This is a genomic window from Chitinophaga ginsengisegetis (genome assembly GCF_900168065.1).
Taxonomy (GTDB): Bacteria; Bacteroidota; Bacteroidia; order Chitinophagales; family Chitinophagaceae; genus Chitinophaga; species Chitinophaga ginsengisegetis.
Genome location: NZ_FUZZ01000003.1, coordinates 456599 through 475656, shown reverse-complemented (window position 1 = coordinate 475656; position 19058 = coordinate 456599). Strand labels below are relative to the sequence as shown.

Below are 19058 nucleotides of genomic sequence, written 5' to 3'. Positions count from 1 at the left end.
TTGAAGGATTGCTCCATATTTTGCAAAAACGCTGCCAGTCTCACTTTTAGGCGCTGGTATTACCTGGTACTGCTATGGTGGACAGTTTGACGGGCCTTCCCGATTTGTTTGATAATAGATTCGTAGTAGCCCAGTTTATCTTTGCCGGGAAGGCTTACAATAGTTACATCATTCGCGGTGAGCAGGTCCAGTTTAAATTTAGATGCTGCCACATATTCTTCCGGAATATAGTAGAAGATGTGATTGGGGACCGGCACATTTTTATGATGAAACTTTTGCCTTGCCCTGTACGTGAGCAGCCACCAGAGATCCGTTTCCACAAAATCGAGCGACAGGCCAAAGATGTGGATATCATCTGTAAAGAAGAGATCTATCCAGGAGTGAAAATACACTTCCCTGGCATGAATACGCCGTAGCAGCGAAGGCTTGGGTACTTCTTTGGAAGAATACACGGTACCGCTCACCACGTAGTTGCGCATCAGTTGTAACTGGCCGCCATAGTGTTCAAATCCCAGGTTGATACTCATGGGGTTGAGACAATCGCCATGAATATGCCAGTATTGGATATCATCTACTTCATATCTCCTGAAAATGCTGTAAAACTTTTCCTTGATGATACTGGTGTTCTCCAATGGTATCTGTCCTTCCAGCGTAAATTCATAGTTGGTAGTGAGGATGTGTGCCGGCTTCAGCTCCCGGATGGCGCTGTGCAGCGGGTTAGCTTTTATTTCTGCTGCTTTGATAGCGATGAATGATTTGAGATCTTTTTCTCTTATCCGGTGATTTTTGCTGGCGGTTAAAAAGATTTCTTCATACAGGAGCGGGAATGGTTTTTTATCGTCCAGTTCCACGCAATCTCCGGCGTGGCAAAAGGTGATAATGTCCTGCAGCAGGTCTTTCCAGCTTTGACCGCGGGAGATGTTGTTGATGTCATTTCCGATTAATAATACAAGGTTTTTCATAGTATATGCCGTCTTTTAAGGGTGGATAAACCGGAAGGTGAGGTTAATTCTTCCGTGTGATATTTTAGTGGTTTTGGGAACCTGGTGTTCCCAGTATTCCTGTAGTGGCCCTTTCATAACGAGCAGGGAGCCGTGTTGCAGTGATAGTTCGTATTTCCGTTGATGATCACTTTTATAGCGTAGCTGGAAACGACGTGTAGCGCCAAAATTTACTGAGGCAATTACCGGGTTACGCCCAAGTTCCGGCTCATCATCTGCATGCCAGCCCATGGAGTCGTTACCATTGCGGTAAAGGTTCAGTAACACACTGTTGAACGCCTGGCCACTCACCGGTGTAATGCGGTCACGTATCTGTTGTAATTCGGCTGTCCATGCTTCCGGGGAAAAGATATTTCCGGAGAATCTATAGGAGCTGGCAGCATCGCCATACCAGGCCATTAAACGTGGAAATAATACCTCTTTGCCGTATATTTTCATGGATTCCTGTTTCCAGGTAATAGTGTCCTGCAGGACCTGCATGAAATGGTTGCTTTCCGACAGGTTAAAAAACTGCGGATAGTAAGCCAGCTCTCCATTCAGTAATGAAATCTTCCCGGCATCCTCTTCATTGAAAAAACTTCCCTGCACACTCATAACACAAATTTACAACCGTGCTACGCACTGTATATGTCAAGTTATTTGTCCGGGGTATTATCTTTCCACGACCAAAGGTAGCGGCAGGCATGTGTACGGTAAGGCGCCCATTTTTCAGAGATTTTAACCAGTTTATTCCGGAATGCTCTTTTATCTTCCGGGTCCAGTTTGTAAAGCTTGATCATGGCCTGTTGTAAGCCCCAGTCGTCCATTGCAAATACATCTTCGCGGCACAGGTGAAACATCAGCAGCATTTCCACTGTCCAGCGGCCCACACCCTTGATTTGTGTGAGGTAGGCAATCACTTCGTCGTTGCTCATTTTTTTCAGCTTGCTGTCGGTCAGTTTTTCGGCGATAACGAATGCCGCCACATTTTGCACGTAGGTAACCTTAGCATTGGATAAACCAATACCACGAAGCGTTAACGGCGGGGTATCCAGTATTTGCTGCGCTGTTGGCTCCCGGCGGCCATAGAGGTCAAGAAACCGGGAATAGATCACATCTGCCACTTTGGTGGATAGCTGCTGACTCATAATAGAGCCAATCAGTTTCAGGCAGATATTTTTTCGTATAGTCAGCTCCGTTAACGGGCCGGTGATAATTTGCTGTAGCTTTTTATCCTTGCTGAGATGGGCCACATAATGTACCGGAACAGCGTCCGGGGTGCTTTTAGACCTGGGCATAAACTGTTTTTTAAAGTTAATACGTCACATCATCCTTCACCCCGGAGCTCCAGTGAATTTATTAATAACTAAACGGCTGTGTATAGATTACCTGCAACAGTGTTTGTCCTACTGTCTGCAACGTTTTCCGGTCAATCACATCCATATTGTCGTTTTGTGTATGCCAGTGAGGGGCAAAGTCGTTGTTCGACTGTAACGCAATGATATCGAATGTCGGGATATTCGCGATGGTATTTACCGCGATATGATCATCCGTGATAAATGCGCCGTTATTTTCATAACGGAATATATCAGAATAGCCGAGTTTGTTGGCTACATCCCAGAACATTTTCATCTGTGCGCCTGCGTATTGTTTGGAGGAGCCTTCCATGTAGAACTGGGTGCCGCGTCCACCCACCATGTCCAGGAGGATCCCGTAGTTTGCTTTGTAGCCGGGAATATGCGGGTTTTTAGCCCAGTACTGGGTACCAAGACAAAATGAGTTTTCATCATTTTTAGCGCCGTAGTCTTCCACGTCTACGAGCAGAATGTCTATGCCGGTTTCCGGTTTTTGTTTGTGGAACTGCCGGGCGGCTTCCATCAATACGGCTACGCCGCTGGCGCCATCGTCTGCACCGTCCAGCTTCTTTGTTTTATCAAAGGCATCTTCATCCGCCCAGGGACGGGTATCCCAGTGTGCCAGCAGCAAAACGCGCTGTTTGGCCGCGGGGTTGAAACTGGCGATGATATTGATACAGGGCAGTTTTTCGTTTTTCGGCCCGGTAACAGTAGTGCGCTGTACATACACGGTATCCGCCCAATTGCGGAAGTTGCTGATCAGCCAGCCGGCACATTTCTCCTGTGCGGGCGTATTAGGTATCCTCGGGCCGAAACTTACCTGGCGTGCGGTGTACGCATATGCAGAATCTGCCTGGAAAACAGGTACGGGTACATCCACTTTCGCCACTTTGCTGTCGCCGGTACTGTCGGTGGTGTTATCGGTTGTCTGACTATTCTGCTGGCAGGCGCCGGCCAGTAAGGCCAGCGCTGTCAGTGTAATAAGAGCTTTACGCATTATCTTCCGGAATATTTATTTTATTGAAGACTGTAGGAAACGGTACCGTCTTTTTCATCTTTCAGCTGAATGCCTACAGACAATAATTCGTTACGGATTTTATCGGAGGTTGCATAGTCCTTGCGGCTTTTGGCTTCCTTCCGCATTTCAATCAGCATTTGTAATACGCCATCCAGTTTATTATCTTCCCCGGCGATGGATTCCTGTTGTATGCCGAGAATATCCACCAGATAGGTTTTCCAGGTTTGTTGTAACAGTTGGAAAGTATCTTCACTGATTTCGTGCATTTTTATCTGTCCGCCTTTCAGTGAGTTGATCACCGGTGTAAGTTCAAACAGGTTGGCCAGTACTTTCGCTGTATTGAAATCGTCGTTCATGAATTCCGGGCATTCCAGGCACCACTGACGTACCTGTTTATCCAGTTCTTCATTGATGCCCTGGCCGTTGGCTGCGGTATACGTCAGCTTCTGCAGTGTTTCATAAGCTGCCCATAAGCGCTGGAGTCCTTTTTCCGTGGCCTGCAGGGCCTCATTGGAGAAATCCAGGGTACCGCGATAGTGTGTTTGCAACACAAAAAAGCGGATGGTCATGGGGCTGTATGCCTTTTCCAGCTGCGGGTTTTCACCGGTGAACATTTCGGTAAGCTTGATGGTGTTGCCATAAGACTTACCCATTTTACGGCCGTTGATGGTGATCATGTTATTGTGCATCCAGTAACGGGCCATCATATCGCCATGTGCAATTTCGCTTTGTGCAATTTCGCATTCGTGGTGTGGAAACTGGAGGTCCATGCCGCCACCGTGAATATCGAACTGGGCGCCCAGGTATTTAGCGCTCATGGCAGAGCACTCAATATGCCATCCCGGGAAACCTTCGCCCCACGGGCTGGGCCAGCGCATAATATGTTCTGGTGGTGCTTTTTTCCAGAGGGCAAAATCTGCTTTGTTATGTTTATCATCCTGGCCTTCCAGTTCCCTGGTGGTTTCCAGCATATCTTCCAGTACGCGGCCGCTGAGGATACCGTAGTCGTAGTTGGCGGCATATTTCTTAACATCGAAATACACGCTGCCGTCTACTTCATATGCGTAGCCTTTTTCCATGATCGTTTTGATCATTTCAATCTGCTCAATGATATGCCCGGTGGCAGTAGGTTCTATGCTTGGTTCAAGGTTGCCGAACTGCAGCATGGCCCAGTGGTACAGATTGGTGTATTTCTGTACCAGTTCCATTGGCTCCAGCTTTTCGAGTACGGCAAATTTGGAAATTTTATCTTCCGCCGCGCGGCCTTCTTCTTCAAAGTGGCCGGCGTCGGTAATATTGCGAACATAACGTACTTTATATCCCAGGTATTTTAAATAGCGGAATACTACATCAAATGTAATATAGGGGCGGGCGTGGCCGAGGTGTGATTCGCCGGATACGGTGGGTCCGCACACATACATACCAACGTGGCCCGGGTGTAAAGGTGTAAATACTTCTTTCTGACGGTGTAATGAATTATATATCCTTAGTTCTGACATATGCTGTAAATGACAGATGCCATATAGCTGACATCTTATTTTTTGTTGATGGATGGCAAAGATAAAAATTGTTTTCCTGGTACAAGCAGGCAACAACATCGGTCAGCCCTAAAAATATTATACATTTTCATAATTGGTTACAGTTATTTATTTACTTCTACTACTGTTTTTCCGCTACCGATCAGGCTAAGATTGGTAATTACAGGATAATGGTCAGACAGGTCTGAGTTAATTTTCCGGAAGCTGTTTACCTTAAAATGGTTACTGACAAAAACATAGTCAATACGCAAGGTAGGTGCAAGCCCTGTAAAAGTACGGCCAATTCCGAAACCTTTTTGCAGAAAAGCGTCCTGGAGATCGCCTTTAATGGTAAAGTAGGTGTAGGACGCCGGGGTATCGTTAAAGTCGCCACAAACGATCACAGGATATGGACTTTGCCGGATAAAATTGCCTACAATATCGGCTTGTTGACTGCGGCGGATATACGCCTCCCGCATTTTCTGGATAATGCTTTTGGTAGCCTTCAGCCCGGTGTCTTCCTGGTTTTTGATCTTCCGGATGGCGGAATAATCTTTTTCGTTGAAGCGATAGGATTCCAGGTGCATATTAATGATCCGCAGGGTATCCCGGTTTTTTACGATATCAGCATAAATAAGGCTTTCGCTTCTGGGGCCCACGCTCATTTTCACTTTATCGGATGCTATAATGGGAAAACGGGAATAGATGATAGATCCCCAGTGCTGCATGCCGTCGCGGTTAAAATCGCTGGAAAAGTAGCGGTAAGGCAATTCCATTTCGCGGGAAATATCCTCGCGGTTATTAAAGTCGTTTTTCTTTTCGGAGGTATAAAAATCCTGGAAGCAGGCGATATCCAGCTCCTGTTTTTTGATCATGGCAAACATGGCCTGCCGGTTGTATTTACTGTCTCTTTCGCGGTATAGTCCAAACTGGCTTACATTGTAGCTCATTACGGTAAGGGTATTGCCAGTGGTGGCCACTTTATTCCCGGCGGGCATTTTAAAGGCCACAAACGCGCTGATAGATTTCCAGCCAAGCAGCAGCGCGATCAGGGATAGCAGGGTATAGCGATAATTAAAGAACAGCCACCCGATCAGGAATACCACTAATAGCGCCAACAGGAACGGGAACGCCAGCGTAATAAAACTGATAGGCCAGAACCAGGCCGGTGAAATATATGGTGCCATACAGGCTGCCAGGAAAAGTAATACCACGGCGAAATTGATGATCAGAAAAAATCCTTTCGTAAATAGTCTTAAAAAGCGCACCGCGTCATACTTTGTTGAAGTACTAAAGTTAGTTTTTTTTCAACGAAAGACAGGCCATAACCGGGAAATGCTCTGATGGCCGGGGATGAAAAACCTTACTTGCGTGGACGGTCAGCGGGGGCTGTGCCAGGATGTAGTCGATCCGCAGTGAAGGCGACAAATAGGAGAGTGTGCGACCCCAGCCCACACCGGTTTTGAGGAATGCATCCTGCATATTGCGGCTGATGGTTTTATAGGTGAACGAAACAGGCGTGTCATTGAAATCGCCGCAAACAATGGCAGGATAAGGGCTTTCGGCAACCAGCGCTGCCAGTTGAAGCGCCTGTGCGGATCTTGTCCGGAAAGTGCTCCTCATTTTATAAACCAGGCCGGTTCCTTTCGGTGCTTTCATGTTTTCATAATCCTCACCTTTAAACATATACGAAATGAGGTGAACAGCAAACACCCGGATAGTATCTCCTTTTATGGCAATATCTGCCCGGAGGAAAGTGCTGCCGCTGCCCGTTTCGCTTTCCCCGCAGGGGATTGCCGAGGCAGCGATCACAGGATAACGGGAAAACAGCACAATGCCGTAATGCCAGCTTTCCCAGTGGATTTTGTCGCCGGTGAAGTAATGATACGGGTAGTTCCCGGCGGATTTGATGCGTTGCATATGCTGATCCTTACCGGGTGTATCGTTGGTGTAAAACTCCTGCATACAAAGAATGTCCGGGCTGCCGGACGCAATGGCGTTGTAGATCGCCGCTTCCTTGTCCTTATCCGTTACATATCTCTCTAAACCCATACTGCTGGTATTATAGGTCATGAGCGTAAACTGCCTGCTGTTGGTTTCCTTGCTGATTATATTTTTCCGGAAGATGTGAACGCCCCAGGTAGTTAATGCTGCGGGCACTGCACAGAGTATAGCCATTATATTCATCAGCACATATTTCCGTTTTTTATACCATGCCCATACGCAGGTATATAAAAAACAAAGCGGGAAGAGAACGGGAAAGAAGAATCCGGAAAAGCCGGCGGGCCAGCATTTACCCGGGTTGATACCGGGAAGAAAGGTACTGAGGAGAAGGGCCGCCACCAAACAAATGTTACTCCAGAGCAAGGTACGGCGTACAATGATTTTCAGCATAGGGGGACAAGCAATTACGAATTAATATTTTCAAAGTACAAAAAAAAGGGAAGATGCGCGCGGTCTTATAGTGCCTGCATCTTCCCTGTTATTAGTGAAAGTATTTTCTAATCCGTAATACTTTTATTCTGTTTTACTTGCTCTTAACAGCGTGTCTCTTTCTTCTGCAGAAAGGGACGCCAAACCGTTTTCGTTGATCTTATCAAGGATTTCGTTCAGTTTCTGCTCCGGCACTTTGCCAATGCGTCTGTACGGTTGTTGTTCTGCATCCGGCTGGGAAGTATTCTTTCTTTTAAAATCATCCGGGTTAATGCGTTGTGATGCCGGGTGAAATACATGGGTGAGTTTAAAGGCCAGTTTGTTGAAGCCTGCGCCCATATCCCTGCCTTTTTTCCACTGGTACATATAAAGCCAGCCTGCCAGTGCACCGCCTGCCAGTACCGGGATGTAGGTGTATCCGTAGCTGGAGGACGCCATTAATGCTCCAACAGAAAGCGCTACAAAAACCAGGGTGATGATCCAGAGGGAAATACCTCCTGCCAGTAAAGGGAATATGCGGTAGCGCGGAGCGATAGTGGTAACGCCAACAGCTATTGCCATAATACTGCCGGCAGCGCCCAGTGTATATTCATTGGCAGCGAGTGCATGAAAAGACGGGATCAGCTGCATAGCCGCCACATACATAAGATTACCACAGAGACCTCCGAAGAGATATAACGGTAAAATCCGCTGGTAGCCTGCCAGGTGTTGCATGAAGGTGCCAAAGCACCACAGCCACACCATATTGGAGAAGATCTGCCAGAAGCTGATGTGTGTAAATAAGGAGGTGACCAGCGTCCAGGGACGGGTCAGTAATTTGGATGGATCTGCCGGAAGCCTCAGCCAGGTCATAATATCCTGGTGAAACCGGGGTTCACCCACCTGTTCCATCTGGTATATTACAAGCGTAAAAAACAGGAAAACGAAAATCGTAAGATTAACGACCATCAGGTGTGTCACCATATTTCTTCCTTCTCCTAAAGAGAGGCGGGGCAATTTCTCTTTTTCCAACGCATGCATGGTACAAATATTTTTCAATACAAAAATACGTCAATAATACAGTTGTCTTAATAAAAATCTGTTCTCTTCTTACTCCATCCTCTCAGCAGCAGGTAAGCAAAGAGTGCGCCGCCGAGATGGGCAAAGTGGGCCACATTATCGCCCGCAGAATTCTGGATACCGGAATACAGTTCCCCCAGGATCATGAAGCCTACCACAAATTTGGCCCTGATGGGGATCATCGCAAAGAAGTACAGGTACCGGTTGGGGAACAGGTACCCAAATGCGAACAGGATGCCATATACTGCACCGGATGCGCCCAGTGTGGCGCCATTCCGGTAATAGTTAACGTAGTTTTTAACATAAAGGCTTGCCATTTCCATAGCCGCAGGATCGCGGGCCGCCAATGCACTTTTCAGGCTTTCCATGTTAAAGTTGGCCAGGTTGCCGATGTCGAACTTATTATCCAGCGCCACAAAATTGGAGAAACTGGGATCATTCAGGAATTGCGCGGCATACCGGTTAAGGCTCACATTTTCATAAGTGAGTACGCCCATGTGACACAGGGCTGCGCCCAAACCGCATATTATATAAAAAATGAGGAAACGCTTGGGGCCCCAAAGGTTTTCCAGGGTAGCGCCAAACATCCACAGGGTAAACATATTGAAGAGCACATGCAATATGTTCTTCGGATCGTGCAGGAACAGATGCGTAATGAACTGATGTGGTTTGAATAGTTCGGAGCCCCAGTAGTGGAGGGCAAACAAACGACTCAGATCATAATCAAATTTGCTCAGCAGCGTAACCTGCACTAACCAAACCAAACCATTAATGATCATCAGATTTTTGATCACCATCGGCAGGTACTGAAATTTTCCGGGCCTGTACTCGTTCATTGTTGCTAGTTATTATCTCTTTTTTTCAACAACACCACATTTTCGATGTGATGGGTGTGCGGGAACATATCTACCGGCTGTACCTTTTCCACTGTATAGAGCGAATCCAGCAAAGCCAGATCCCTGGCCTGTGTAGCGGGGTTACAACTAACATATACAATCCTGGGGGCGCCGATCTCCAGCAGTTTATTCACCAGTTTTTCGTGCATGCCTGCCCGTGGGGGATCAGTAATGATCACATCCGGCTGACCATGTTGTGCAAAAAACTCATTATTACAAATATCCACTACATCGCCTGCAAAAAAGGTGGCATTATCCACATTATTACGGGCGGCATTTTCCTTTGCATCATCTATGGCTTCCTTTATCAGCTCAATACCCACCACTTTGCGGGCATTGCGCGAAACAAAGATGCCGATGCTGCCGGTACCGCAATATAGGTCATATACGATCTCGGATCCGGTTAATCCTGCAAAATCCCTTGTTACCTTGTACAATACTTCTCCCTGGTAAGTATTCGTCTGGAAAAATGACTTGGGACCTATCTTAAAAACAAAATCCTCCAGTTTTTCTTCTGCATATCCTTTACCAAAATAAATCTTCGGTTCCAGGTCGAAGATGGTATCGTTTCCTTTCGGATTAATGGTATACAGCACTGTGGTAATGGCCGGCACCGTTTTCAGCAAATGATCCAGCAGGGCAATCCTGTTGGGCTTGTCTTCATGATGGATCACCAGGTTTACCATAATTTCCCCGGTAGTACAAAGGCGGATCACCAGGTTACGCAGCCATCCCTGTTGTGCACGGATATCATAAAATGTGAGATCGTGGGAAACTGCATATTCACGGATGGTGTTGCGGATCAGGTTTACGGGCTCCTGCATCAGGTAGCAGGTATCTATATTCAGTACTTTATCGAACAGCTTTGGTACATGGAAGCCCAGCGCGGGTCTTACAGGTATTTCGCCATCATTGGCCCTGATCTCTTCATTAGTAAGATATGCCTTGTTGCTGAAGGTAAACTCCAGTTTATTGCGGTAATGTTCAGTATGAGCGCTGCCCAGGATCGGTTCCATTGGCGGCAGCGCCAACTTTCCAATGCGTTGCAGGTGGTCGGCCACCTGTTGTTGTTTGTACTCCAGCTGCAGGGCATAAGGCAGCATTTGCCATTTGCATCCCCCGCAGGTGCCAAAGTGCTGGCAAAAAGGAGTTACTCTTTTATCCGAATAGCTGTGAAAGTGAACCACTTTCCCTTCTGCCCAGTCTTTTTTGTTTTTACCAAGACGAACATCCACCACATCGCCAGGCACTACTCCGCCTTCAATAAATATCACTTTCCCGTCATGACGGGCCAGGGCTTTACCTTCTGCCGCATAAGCAGTAACCGGTACATTTTCTAAAACAACGTTTTTTTTCCTCACGGCTGCAAAGGTAATTGAAATGCTGAATCCTGCATCGTAATTCATACGAATTACCACTCAGCACACCTCTTTCCTTTTTCACTTTTTTCCGCTTACATTTACATATTGCTTTCAAATATTATGCGTAAACTTTTTTCATTACTGATAGCGGCCCTCCTGGTGCAATTCAGCCTGCAGGCGCAGGGTTACCAGATTTCTGTAAAGCTGAAAAACTTTACCGGCGGGAAGTTTTTCCTGGCTCATTACATGGGCAGATCCACCTACCTGGCCGACTCTGCAGAAGTAAGTCCTGCGGGAGAAGTGGTACTGAAAGGCAAAGAAAAACTGCTGCCAGGCATTTACCTGCTGGTACTGCCCGGTAAACAGCAGTATATTGAAACCCTGATAGATAAGCAACAGGTTTTCAGCGTAGCCATCGACACCAGCGATCTTGTTAATAAAACGGTATACAAAGGCAGCCCCGATAACGATGGGTTCCTGGCCTACAATAAATTTCTTTTCCAGCAGGAAACATTGAGCCGCAGTATCCAGCAACAGCTGCAAACGGCCCGCACAGCCGCAGATTCTGCCAAGGTACAGCCCTTGCAACAGGAACTTGGAAAGAAAATCCAGGAATTCAGGACAGGCTTTATTGCCCAACATCCCGGCAATATTCTCAGCACCATCTTCCTGGCCATGAAAGAACCGGTAGTACCGCCACCACCGGCAGGAGCAGATTCTTTATTTGCCTATCATTATTTTAAAGATCATTACTGGGATGAGGTTGATCTTGCAAGCGATCGCCTGGTAAGAACGCCTGTCCTGGAAGGGAAACTGAAGAAATATTTTACCCAACTTGTACCGGTACATCCCGATTCTATTATTGTGGACTGCGATGCTATGATTGCCCGTACCCGCAAAAGCAAAGAGGTTTTCAAGTTTGTGTTGTGGTGGCTTACCTATAATTACGAGAGCTCGCCTTATATGGGTATGGATGCAGTTTTTGTACACCTTGTGGAAAAATATTACGTTCCCGGGGAAGCGTTCTGGCTGAATGACGAACAACTCAATAAAATTGTAGACAGGGCATATACGATGGCGCCTAACCTGATTGGCCGCCAGGCCGCTCCGCTGCAGTATAAAGATACCGCCGCCAGGTCGCTTTCCCTGTATAAAACTCCCGCGAAATTCACAGTGCTTGTTTTTTGGGACCCCACCTGCGGACACTGTAAAACAGAGATCCCCCGTTTGGATTCTGCCTGGAATGCAAGCTGGAAGAGGAAAGGAGTGGCTATGATCGGCATTAAAACGGAAGGTACCCGTGAGGAATGGCTGCAATTCATTCACGAACATCATCTGAATGGATGGATACACGGCTCAGATCCACAAGGTGAAACGAATTACCGCAGGTTGTACGATGTTTACAGCACCCCCATGGTTTATTTACTGGATGAAAAGAAAAAAATTGTGGCAAAAAGACTGGGAGTGGAGCAATTACAGGAGTTTCTGGACCGGGTTACCCCAAAAGACGCTGCGGCTAAGTTGTAGAAACAGGGGTGTAGAACGTAGAATATGCGCCTCGATATATATTGAAAATCAAATAGTTGATAGATTTTAACATTCCTTTGGCATAGTCTTTGGCTTTGTGGTACCGGACCATAAAACCAAAGATCATGAAGAAGATGTTATTATCATTCGCCGCATTAACGATTTCAGTTGCAGCGATGTCTCAGGCGAGAGTTGGGATTAAGGCTGGCTGGAACCTCTCCAACATTACTTACGATAACTCCGGAAATACAAAAGACAGTCGTTCATTATCCGGTTTTAATGTGGGAGCCATTGCAGATTTACCGTTAGTTCCGAAGATTTTGTCGTTTCAGCCCGGTGTATTTTATACAACCAAGGGTACCAAGCTTGAAACCGGGGACAAGAACAATTCCACCACTAATCCATATGCAAAGTACACCGTAAATCCATCCTACATTGAGATTCCTCTGAACTTCGTGGCTAAGTTGCCAATCGGTGAAAGTTCAAGTCTCTTTGCTGGTGTTGGTCCTTACTTTGCATTTGGTGTTGCCGGTAAGCAAAAGTATGAAACCACTATTGCCGGAGTACATGGCAGTGGTTCAGAAAGTATTAAATGGGATGATGATACCCCGTTTAATAACGATCCAAACACAGCATACAATAAAATGAAACGTTTCGACTGGGGTGGTAACGTACAGATTGGTGCGGAACTTAGCAATTTTCTGGTCTCTGCCCAGTATGGTATTGGTTTTGCCAAAGTGAATTCCGGTCAGGACAACAGCACAGATGACAAGGGTAAAAACCGTGTATTCAGTGTTTCTGTAGGTTATTTGTTTGGTGGAAAATAACCGGTTAACAAACAATTACGGAATTAAATTGTAATAACAGCAAGCAAGCAAAAAACAGGTTCATTCATTAGTTGGCAATCAAAAAATTAGGGAAGCGATACCTGACCTGTGGGTATCGCTTTTTTTAATCATTCAAATTACATCACACATGAAAAAGGTATTATTATCTGCAGCCGCATTATTGGTAGCCAGCCTTTCTTTTGGCCAGGCTAAATGGGGTATTGTTGCAGGGCCTCAGTTTTCCAGCATGACTGCAAAAAATGCTGTTCTAAACAGTGGAAAGAAAACCAGTTCTATTCTTACCGGTATAAGGGCCGGGGTTACAGTAGACATTCCGCTGGCAGATGAATTCTATATCGGAACAGGATTACTTTATTCCGGTAAAGGGGGTAAAGACAAGGATACTGATGTGAAAACGACTTTGTCTTATCTGGAGTTGCCCGTTCACTTTATGTTTAAACCAGAAGTAGGTACCGGCAGGCTGGTATTATCTGCAGGACCTTATTTAGCTTATGGTTTGGGCGGAAAGATCAAGGATACCGGATTTGGCGACTTAGATGTGTATGATGATGAAGCCACCGTGCTGAAACAAAAAAGATTTGATGCCGGTTTGGGTATCAATGTAGGTTATGAATTGCCTGTAGGACTGTATTTCGGTCTGAATACCGACCTGGGTCTGATAAATACGGCAGATAACACAGATAATGACCGTAGCTTTAAAAATACGTCCTTCGGCGTATCTGTTGGCTATAAGTTTGGAGGCAGATAACTATGCTCCGCATGAACTTTTTATTAACCACCCGCTAATTTCGGGTGGTTTTTTATTTTTATGAAAACCTTTGTTTAATTTCGCGTACAATAACCGACTGAGCATTAAGACTTTTCCCCCAAAATGATGTCACTGTGATATTCTTAATCCTTTTATTACCGAACCACTGATGAAAATTTTTACTCCTCTTTTTGTAACACTTTTTTTTGTTACAGTTACCTCACATGCACAGGTAAGTTTGGGTATTCGTGGCGGCTATATCAATACCGGGCTGGAGTCGTCCGGGAATGGATATGCGCCGGGCACCCAAAAAATAGATAGCTGGCAGGCGGGCATCTATACGAACATACCCCTGTTTAAAAATGGTTACCTGCAGCCAGGCGTCAGTTACGTAGAAAAAGGTGCAGGGCTGGATTACGCAGTATCCCACCCTGTTAATTTGTTTACATCGGGAGTAACAAAGCTGAAACTGCAATACCTGGAACTGCCGGTTCACCTGGTATACAAAGTGCCGGTAGGCTTTGGCAAACTGCTGGTAGGTGCTGGTCCCTATGCAGCTTATTGTATGCGCGGGGATTACAGCGTATCTGCTTACAGCGACAATAAACTGGTTCAATCGGGATCCAAGCGGGTGGATTTTAAAGCATCTCCCAATATTTTTGGTACCAACATGACCCTGCAACGCTGGGATGCAGGTCTTAATTTTATAGCCGGGTTGGAGCTGAACTGCTGTCTTTCCTTAAGTGCCCAATATGGCTACGGAATGGTAGATATTGATCAATCACAGGAGAACAATTATAAAAACAGGTATTGGGGCGTAAGCCTCGGTTTCTTCTTTGACCGGGAAGACTGGTAATTGTTTTTATGAGGAATGGTTTTTGTTAACAGGGGACGGATTTATACTTAAACGTACATGAAAAAAAATATTCTGATTGTTGTAGCCCTGCTGGTTGTTCAGATGGCAACCGCACAAGTTAGATTTGGACTAAAGGCCGGCTTTACCGGCGCCAGTATGAAGTTAACCGACCCTGCTGATGTTCCGGACCGTAATGAGTTCATGTTGCCTGCTTTTCATGCAGGCATTTTAGCAGATATCCCCCTGGCGAAATGGTTTTCGATACAGCCGGCGCTGTATTACAGCGTTGCTGGTTACAGAACGCGCCCGGAGCAGTCAACCGGCAACTATTACTATATCGCCAAGTTCAGATATAACTACCTGGAATTACCGGTTAACTTTCTGTTTAAGCAAAGATTGGGGCAGGGTAAAGTAGTAGCCGGCTTTGGTCCCGGCCTGTCCTGTGGCATTGGCGGGAAAGCCACTTATATCAGGGAAGGTACTAAAGAAGAAACAAAGAAGGTAAAGTTTGATGGTGATGAAACTGTTCCCGGAAACGCTAATGAAATACACGCCAACCCGGTAGACGTTTCAGCAAATTTCCTGTTGGGCTATGAGTTTAACGAAGGATTTATACTCACTGCAGGGTATTCTTCTGGCTTCATAAATGTAAGCACCAGGGAAAATTCGGAAGAGCTGAATCGTAGCTTCCGTATTTCTTTCGGGTATTTGTTTCCCCGGAAATAATAATGTTGTTGGATAATGACTTTTAGAAAGACTGCCCCCCACGGCAGTCTTTTTTATTTTTTTTAAAAGGAGATAGGGGTCATTCCTTTTTACCGCGTCTTATTAGCGAAAGATACCATCGGAAGATGGTTTCAATCATTGGACAGTTATAATTAAAAGTGTGACAGTTATAGGGATATGCCACTACGTATCTACGTGATGGCATTTTTTTTATATGAAAGACAGCAAAAAAGGGAAAGACTTTTGTCCTTCCCTTCTGCTTTTATAAGGAGTTAGGATAAGCTACATAATGGCTTCCACCGCCTGACGCACCACCTTAGGTTTACCCAACGTGTAGTAGTGCAGTACCGGCACACCAAAGGCTTTCAGTTCTTTCGACTGTGCAATGAGCCACTCGGTACCTACCAGTTCCACATCCTTGTCTGTTTTACATTTCAGGATTTCTGTAGAGAGGTCTGTAGGGAGATCCACATGGAAAATACGTGGCAGCATTGTCATCTGCTTCCGGGAAGTTAATGGCTTCAGTCCCGGGATGATAGGCACGGTAATACCCATTTCACGGCATTTGTTTACGAAGTCGAAGAACTTCTGGTTGTCGAAGAACATTTGTGTAACAATATAATCAGCCCCGTTTTCCACCTTACGTTTCAGGTGCGACAGGTCTGTTTGCATATTGGGCGCTTCAAAGTGTTTTTCGGGGTAACCGGCTACGCCGATACAGAAATTGGTTTTTACGCCGCTTTGCAGATCGTCTTCCAGGTAAACGCCGTTGTTCATATGTGCCACCTGGTCCAGCAATTCAATAGCATAGCTGTGTCCATGTGGGTCGGGTTCAAAGAAAGTTTCATTTTTGGGCGCATCTCCGCGTAAAACCAGTACATTGTCGATACCCAGGAAGTTGAGGTCTATCAGGGCATTTTCTGTTTCTTCCCGGCTAAAACCGCCGCAAATGAGGTGTGGTACCGCATCTACGTTGTAATGGTTCATAATGGCCGCACAAATACCTACAGTACCGGGGCGTTTACGGATTTCCACCTTTTCAAAGGATCCGTCCGCCTTTTTCTTGAACATATGCTCGCTGCGGTGATAGGTCACATTGATAAATGCGGGCTTGAATTCCATCAGCGGATCCAGGTGGTCATAGATAGACTCAATACTCTTTCCTTTAAGCGGAGGGAGGATTTCAAAAGAAATCAGGGTGTCTTTGGCCTTGGCAATATGTTCAGTTACTTTCATAAAGTTATAAGCTTTGAGGAAGGCGGCTGGATATAAAGCCAGCTTCCTGCTAAAATTACGCGGGCAAAAATAAGATATCCCCTTATTATTATCAGATCATTTTTAATCTTAGGATAACTATAACTAGGCTAACTGAATGAATTGTTTATTTTTGCTAAGTTTGATCATATGACATTAAGAATACATACAGACCAGCTGGTAAAGCGTTACGGCAACAGAACGGTGGTAAACCATGTATCTGTGGAAGTGTCCCAGGGGGAGATTGTAGGGCTGCTGGGGCCTAACGGAGCCGGTAAAACCACCTCCTTTTACATGGTAGTGGGGCTTATTAAGCCCGACGAAGGGAATGTGTACCTGGATGGCCAGAACATTACCAAGCTGCCCATGTACAAGCGGGCGCAGATGGGTATTGGTTATTTGCCACAGGAGGCTTCCGTGTTCCGGAAACTGAGCGTGGAGGATAATATTGCCGCCGTGTTGGAAATGACCACCCTGAAAAGGGCGGAGCAGAAAGAGAAGCTGGAAAGCCTTTTGTCTGAATTCCGGCTTACGCACGTAAGAAAAAGCCCGGGTGATGTATTGAGCGGGGGAGAACGCCGTCGTACCGAAATTGCCCGCGCACTGGCGGTGGACCCGAAGTTTATCCTGCTGGATGAGCCTTTTGCCGGTATCGACCCCATTGCCGTGGAGGATATCCAAGGAATCGTAGCCAAACTGAAATACAAAAATATAGGTATCCTGATCACCGACCACAACGTTCAGGAAACATTGTCCATTACTGACCGGGCTTATTTATTGTTTGAAGGTAAAATCCTGAAATCAGGATCCGCCGAAGAGCTGGCAGCCGATGAACAGGTAAGAAAAGTGTATCTTGGCCAGAATTTTATTCTTCGCCGTAAAGATTACCTGGACGAAGCAGCTAAACAATAAAAATAATTCTACAGCATCCTATATGAGAATTTTAAGTCCTGCAATATCACAACTGGCAAGATTGCGAATGGGGCGTATTGCGTATTTCATGCAGTATCCCGTTCAGGTGCAGCAGCAGGTATTCCAAAACCTTATCAGTGCCGCTCAGTATACCGAATTCGGTAAGCAGTACGGCTTTTCAAAGATTTATAAGATAGACGAATATAAACAGCGTGTTCCTATTCATACCTATGATACCATCAAGCCTTATATACAGCGCACGATGGAGGGACAGCAGAATGTACTCTGGAATACACCCATCAAATGGTTTGCAAAATCCAGTGGAACCACTGCGGATAAGAGCAAATTTATCCCCGTAACAGTGGAAAGCCTGGATGAATGTCACTACCGCTCCGGCAGGGATGTGATCTCCCTTTATTACAATAATTTCCCGGACTCCGATGTATTTACCGGTAAATCACTGGTAATAGGCGGCAGCCACCAGGTGAACAAACTCTCTGAAAACAGCGACTCCTATTTCGGTGACCTCAGTGCCGTAATGCTCCAGAATATGCCGTTTTACGGCAATATGATCCGTACACCGGACCTGGAAATAGCGCTCATGGACGAATGGGAAGAAAAGATAGAACGTATGGCCAACGCCGTGATCCATGAAAATGTAACCTCTATTGCAGGGGTGCCTACCTGGACCATTGTGCTGATCAAACGTATTTTTGAACTCACCGGTACCGACAACCTGGCCGATGTATGGCCTAACCTGGAACTTTATATGCATGGCGGCGTAAGCTTTACTCCTTACCGCGAACAGTTTAAAAAACTGATCCGCAAGCCCTTAATGCATTACCAGGAAACTTACAATGCTTCCGAAGGCTTCTTTGCAGCCCAGGATGTGATAGGAGAAGAAGGTTTGTTGTTGTTCCTCAATCATGGCATCTTCTATGAGTTTATGCCTATGGAGGAATTAGACAAGGAAAATCCGCAAACCCTGCAACTGCAGGAAGTGGAACTGGGTAAAAACTATGCCCTGGTTATCAGCACCAATGGCGGCTTATGGCGCTATATGGTAGGAGACACCATCCAGTTTACCTCCCTGATCCCTTACCGTATTAAAATCAGTGGCAGAACAAAGTCGTTTATTAATGCCTTTGGAGAAGAAGTGATTGTGGAGAATTCAGATACCGCAGTCGCCAAAGCCTGTGAAGCTACCGGCGCAGTGGTAAATGACTACACCGCGGCTCCCGTTTATTTCAGCGATCATGGCAACGGCGGACACGAATGGCTGGTGGAATTTGAAGCAGCCCCGGATGACCTGAACCGCTTTACCACTGTATTGGACAGTACTTTAAAAGCTATCAACTCAGATTACGAGGCCAAAAGATATAAAGATATTGCCTTGCACATGCCGGTAGTGCATGTGCTGCCGGAAGGAACTTTTTGCGAGTTCCTGAAGAGCAAAGGCAAGCTGGGCGGACAACATAAAGTTCCCCGGTTGAACAACGACCGCAAGTACCTGGAAGAAATCCTGCAATTTGCGGCAGATCATATGAATGCTTAAAACCTATCAACTA

The 19058-nt window shown here is 46.0% G+C and carries 18 protein-coding genes; 7 read left to right on the top strand and 11 right to left on the bottom strand.

From position 1 onward, the window contains the following. Positions 1-59: 59 nt before the first annotated feature. The 10 genes from B5Z18_RS20600 to rlmD all read right to left on the bottom strand — a co-directional run bounded on the left by B5Z18_RS20600 (position 60) and on the right by rlmD (position 10664). Positions 60-962, bottom strand: a complete 903-nt coding sequence (locus B5Z18_RS20600; protein WP_079471383.1) for an SIR2 family protein — start codon at positions 960-962, stop codon at positions 60-62. Between the two features lie 15 nt (positions 963-977). After that, a complete protein-coding gene (locus B5Z18_RS20595; RefSeq protein WP_079471382.1) occupies positions 978-1595 on the bottom strand; it encodes an alpha-ketoglutarate-dependent dioxygenase AlkB family protein in 618 nt (205 codons plus the stop codon). Between the two features lie 41 nt (positions 1596-1636). Continuing rightward, positions 1637-2278 (bottom strand): DNA-3-methyladenine glycosylase family protein, encoded by a 642-nt coding sequence (locus B5Z18_RS20590; RefSeq protein ID WP_079471381.1) that lies wholly within the window; start codon positions 2276-2278, stop codon positions 1637-1639. A 61-nt stretch (positions 2279-2339) separates the two neighbouring features. Beyond that, entirely contained in the window at positions 2340-3332 is a 993-nt protein-coding gene (locus B5Z18_RS20585) for a M28 family peptidase (protein ID WP_079471380.1), read from the bottom strand. A 20-nt stretch (positions 3333-3352) separates the two neighbouring features. Then, positions 3353-4852 (bottom strand): cysteine--tRNA ligase, encoded by a 1500-nt coding sequence (gene cysS / locus B5Z18_RS20580; protein ID WP_079471775.1) that lies wholly within the window; start codon positions 4850-4852, stop codon positions 3353-3355. A gap of 143 nt (positions 4853-4995) precedes the next feature. Next, positions 4996-6057: an endonuclease/exonuclease/phosphatase family protein gene (locus B5Z18_RS20575; protein ID WP_143313652.1), complete on the bottom strand. Its 1062-nt coding sequence runs from the start codon at positions 6055-6057 to the stop codon at positions 4996-4998. A 109-nt stretch (positions 6058-6166) separates the two neighbouring features. Continuing rightward, a complete protein-coding gene (locus B5Z18_RS20570) occupies positions 6167-7264 on the bottom strand; it encodes an endonuclease/exonuclease/phosphatase family protein (protein WP_079471378.1) in 1098 nt (365 codons plus the stop codon). Positions 7265-7387: 123 nt separating this feature from the next. Next, entirely contained in the window at positions 7388-8323 is a 936-nt protein-coding gene (locus B5Z18_RS20565; protein WP_079471377.1) for a rhomboid family intramembrane serine protease, read from the bottom strand. A 47-nt stretch (positions 8324-8370) separates the two neighbouring features. After that, positions 8371-9198 carry a rhomboid family intramembrane serine protease gene (locus B5Z18_RS20560; RefSeq protein ID WP_079471376.1) on the bottom strand — a complete coding sequence of 276 codons (828 nt, stop codon included), beginning with the start codon at positions 9196-9198 and terminating at the stop codon, positions 8371-8373. 5 nt (positions 9199-9203) lie between these two features. Beyond that, positions 9204-10664, bottom strand: a complete 1461-nt coding sequence (gene rlmD / locus B5Z18_RS20555; protein ID WP_079471375.1) for a 23S rRNA (uracil(1939)-C(5))-methyltransferase RlmD — start codon at positions 10662-10664, stop codon at positions 9204-9206. 75 nt (positions 10665-10739) lie between these two features. Between rlmD and B5Z18_RS20550 the strand changes: the two genes are divergently transcribed. The 5 genes from B5Z18_RS20550 (at position 10740) to B5Z18_RS20530 (ending at position 15324) form a co-directional block, all read left to right on the top strand. Continuing rightward, on the top strand, positions 10740-12146 hold the full coding sequence (locus B5Z18_RS20550; RefSeq protein ID WP_079471374.1) for a TlpA family protein disulfide reductase: 1407 nt from the start codon (positions 10740-10742) through the stop codon (positions 12144-12146). Positions 12147-12271: 125 nt separating this feature from the next. Further along, a complete protein-coding gene (locus B5Z18_RS20545) occupies positions 12272-12973 on the top strand; it encodes a porin family protein (RefSeq protein ID WP_079471373.1) in 702 nt (233 codons plus the stop codon). Between the two features lie 148 nt (positions 12974-13121). Next, on the top strand, positions 13122-13742 hold the full coding sequence (locus tag B5Z18_RS20540; RefSeq protein WP_079471372.1) for a porin family protein: 621 nt from the start codon (positions 13122-13124) through the stop codon (positions 13740-13742). 169 nt (positions 13743-13911) lie between these two features. Then, positions 13912-14598, top strand: a complete 687-nt coding sequence (locus B5Z18_RS20535; RefSeq protein ID WP_079471371.1) for an outer membrane beta-barrel protein — start codon at positions 13912-13914, stop codon at positions 14596-14598. Positions 14599-14655: 57 nt separating this feature from the next. Then, entirely contained in the window at positions 14656-15324 is a 669-nt protein-coding gene (locus tag B5Z18_RS20530; protein ID WP_079471370.1) for a porin family protein, read from the top strand. 282 nt (positions 15325-15606) lie between these two features. Here the strand turns inward: B5Z18_RS20530 and metF are convergent, their stop codons facing one another. Next, positions 15607-16560 carry a methylenetetrahydrofolate reductase [NAD(P)H] gene (metF, locus tag B5Z18_RS20525; RefSeq protein WP_079471369.1) on the bottom strand — a complete coding sequence of 318 codons (954 nt, stop codon included), beginning with the start codon at positions 16558-16560 and terminating at the stop codon, positions 15607-15609. A 168-nt stretch (positions 16561-16728) separates the two neighbouring features. Here metF and lptB point away from each other — a divergent pair, with 168 nt between their 5' ends. Further along, a complete protein-coding gene (gene lptB, locus B5Z18_RS20520; protein ID WP_079471368.1) occupies positions 16729-17490 on the top strand; it encodes an LPS export ABC transporter ATP-binding protein in 762 nt (253 codons plus the stop codon). 22 nt (positions 17491-17512) lie between these two features. Continuing rightward, positions 17513-19045, top strand: coding sequence for a GH3 auxin-responsive promoter family protein (locus tag B5Z18_RS20515; RefSeq protein ID WP_079471367.1), 1533 nt, complete (start codon positions 17513-17515; stop codon positions 19043-19045). The last annotated feature ends 13 nt before the right edge of the window (positions 19046-19058 follow it).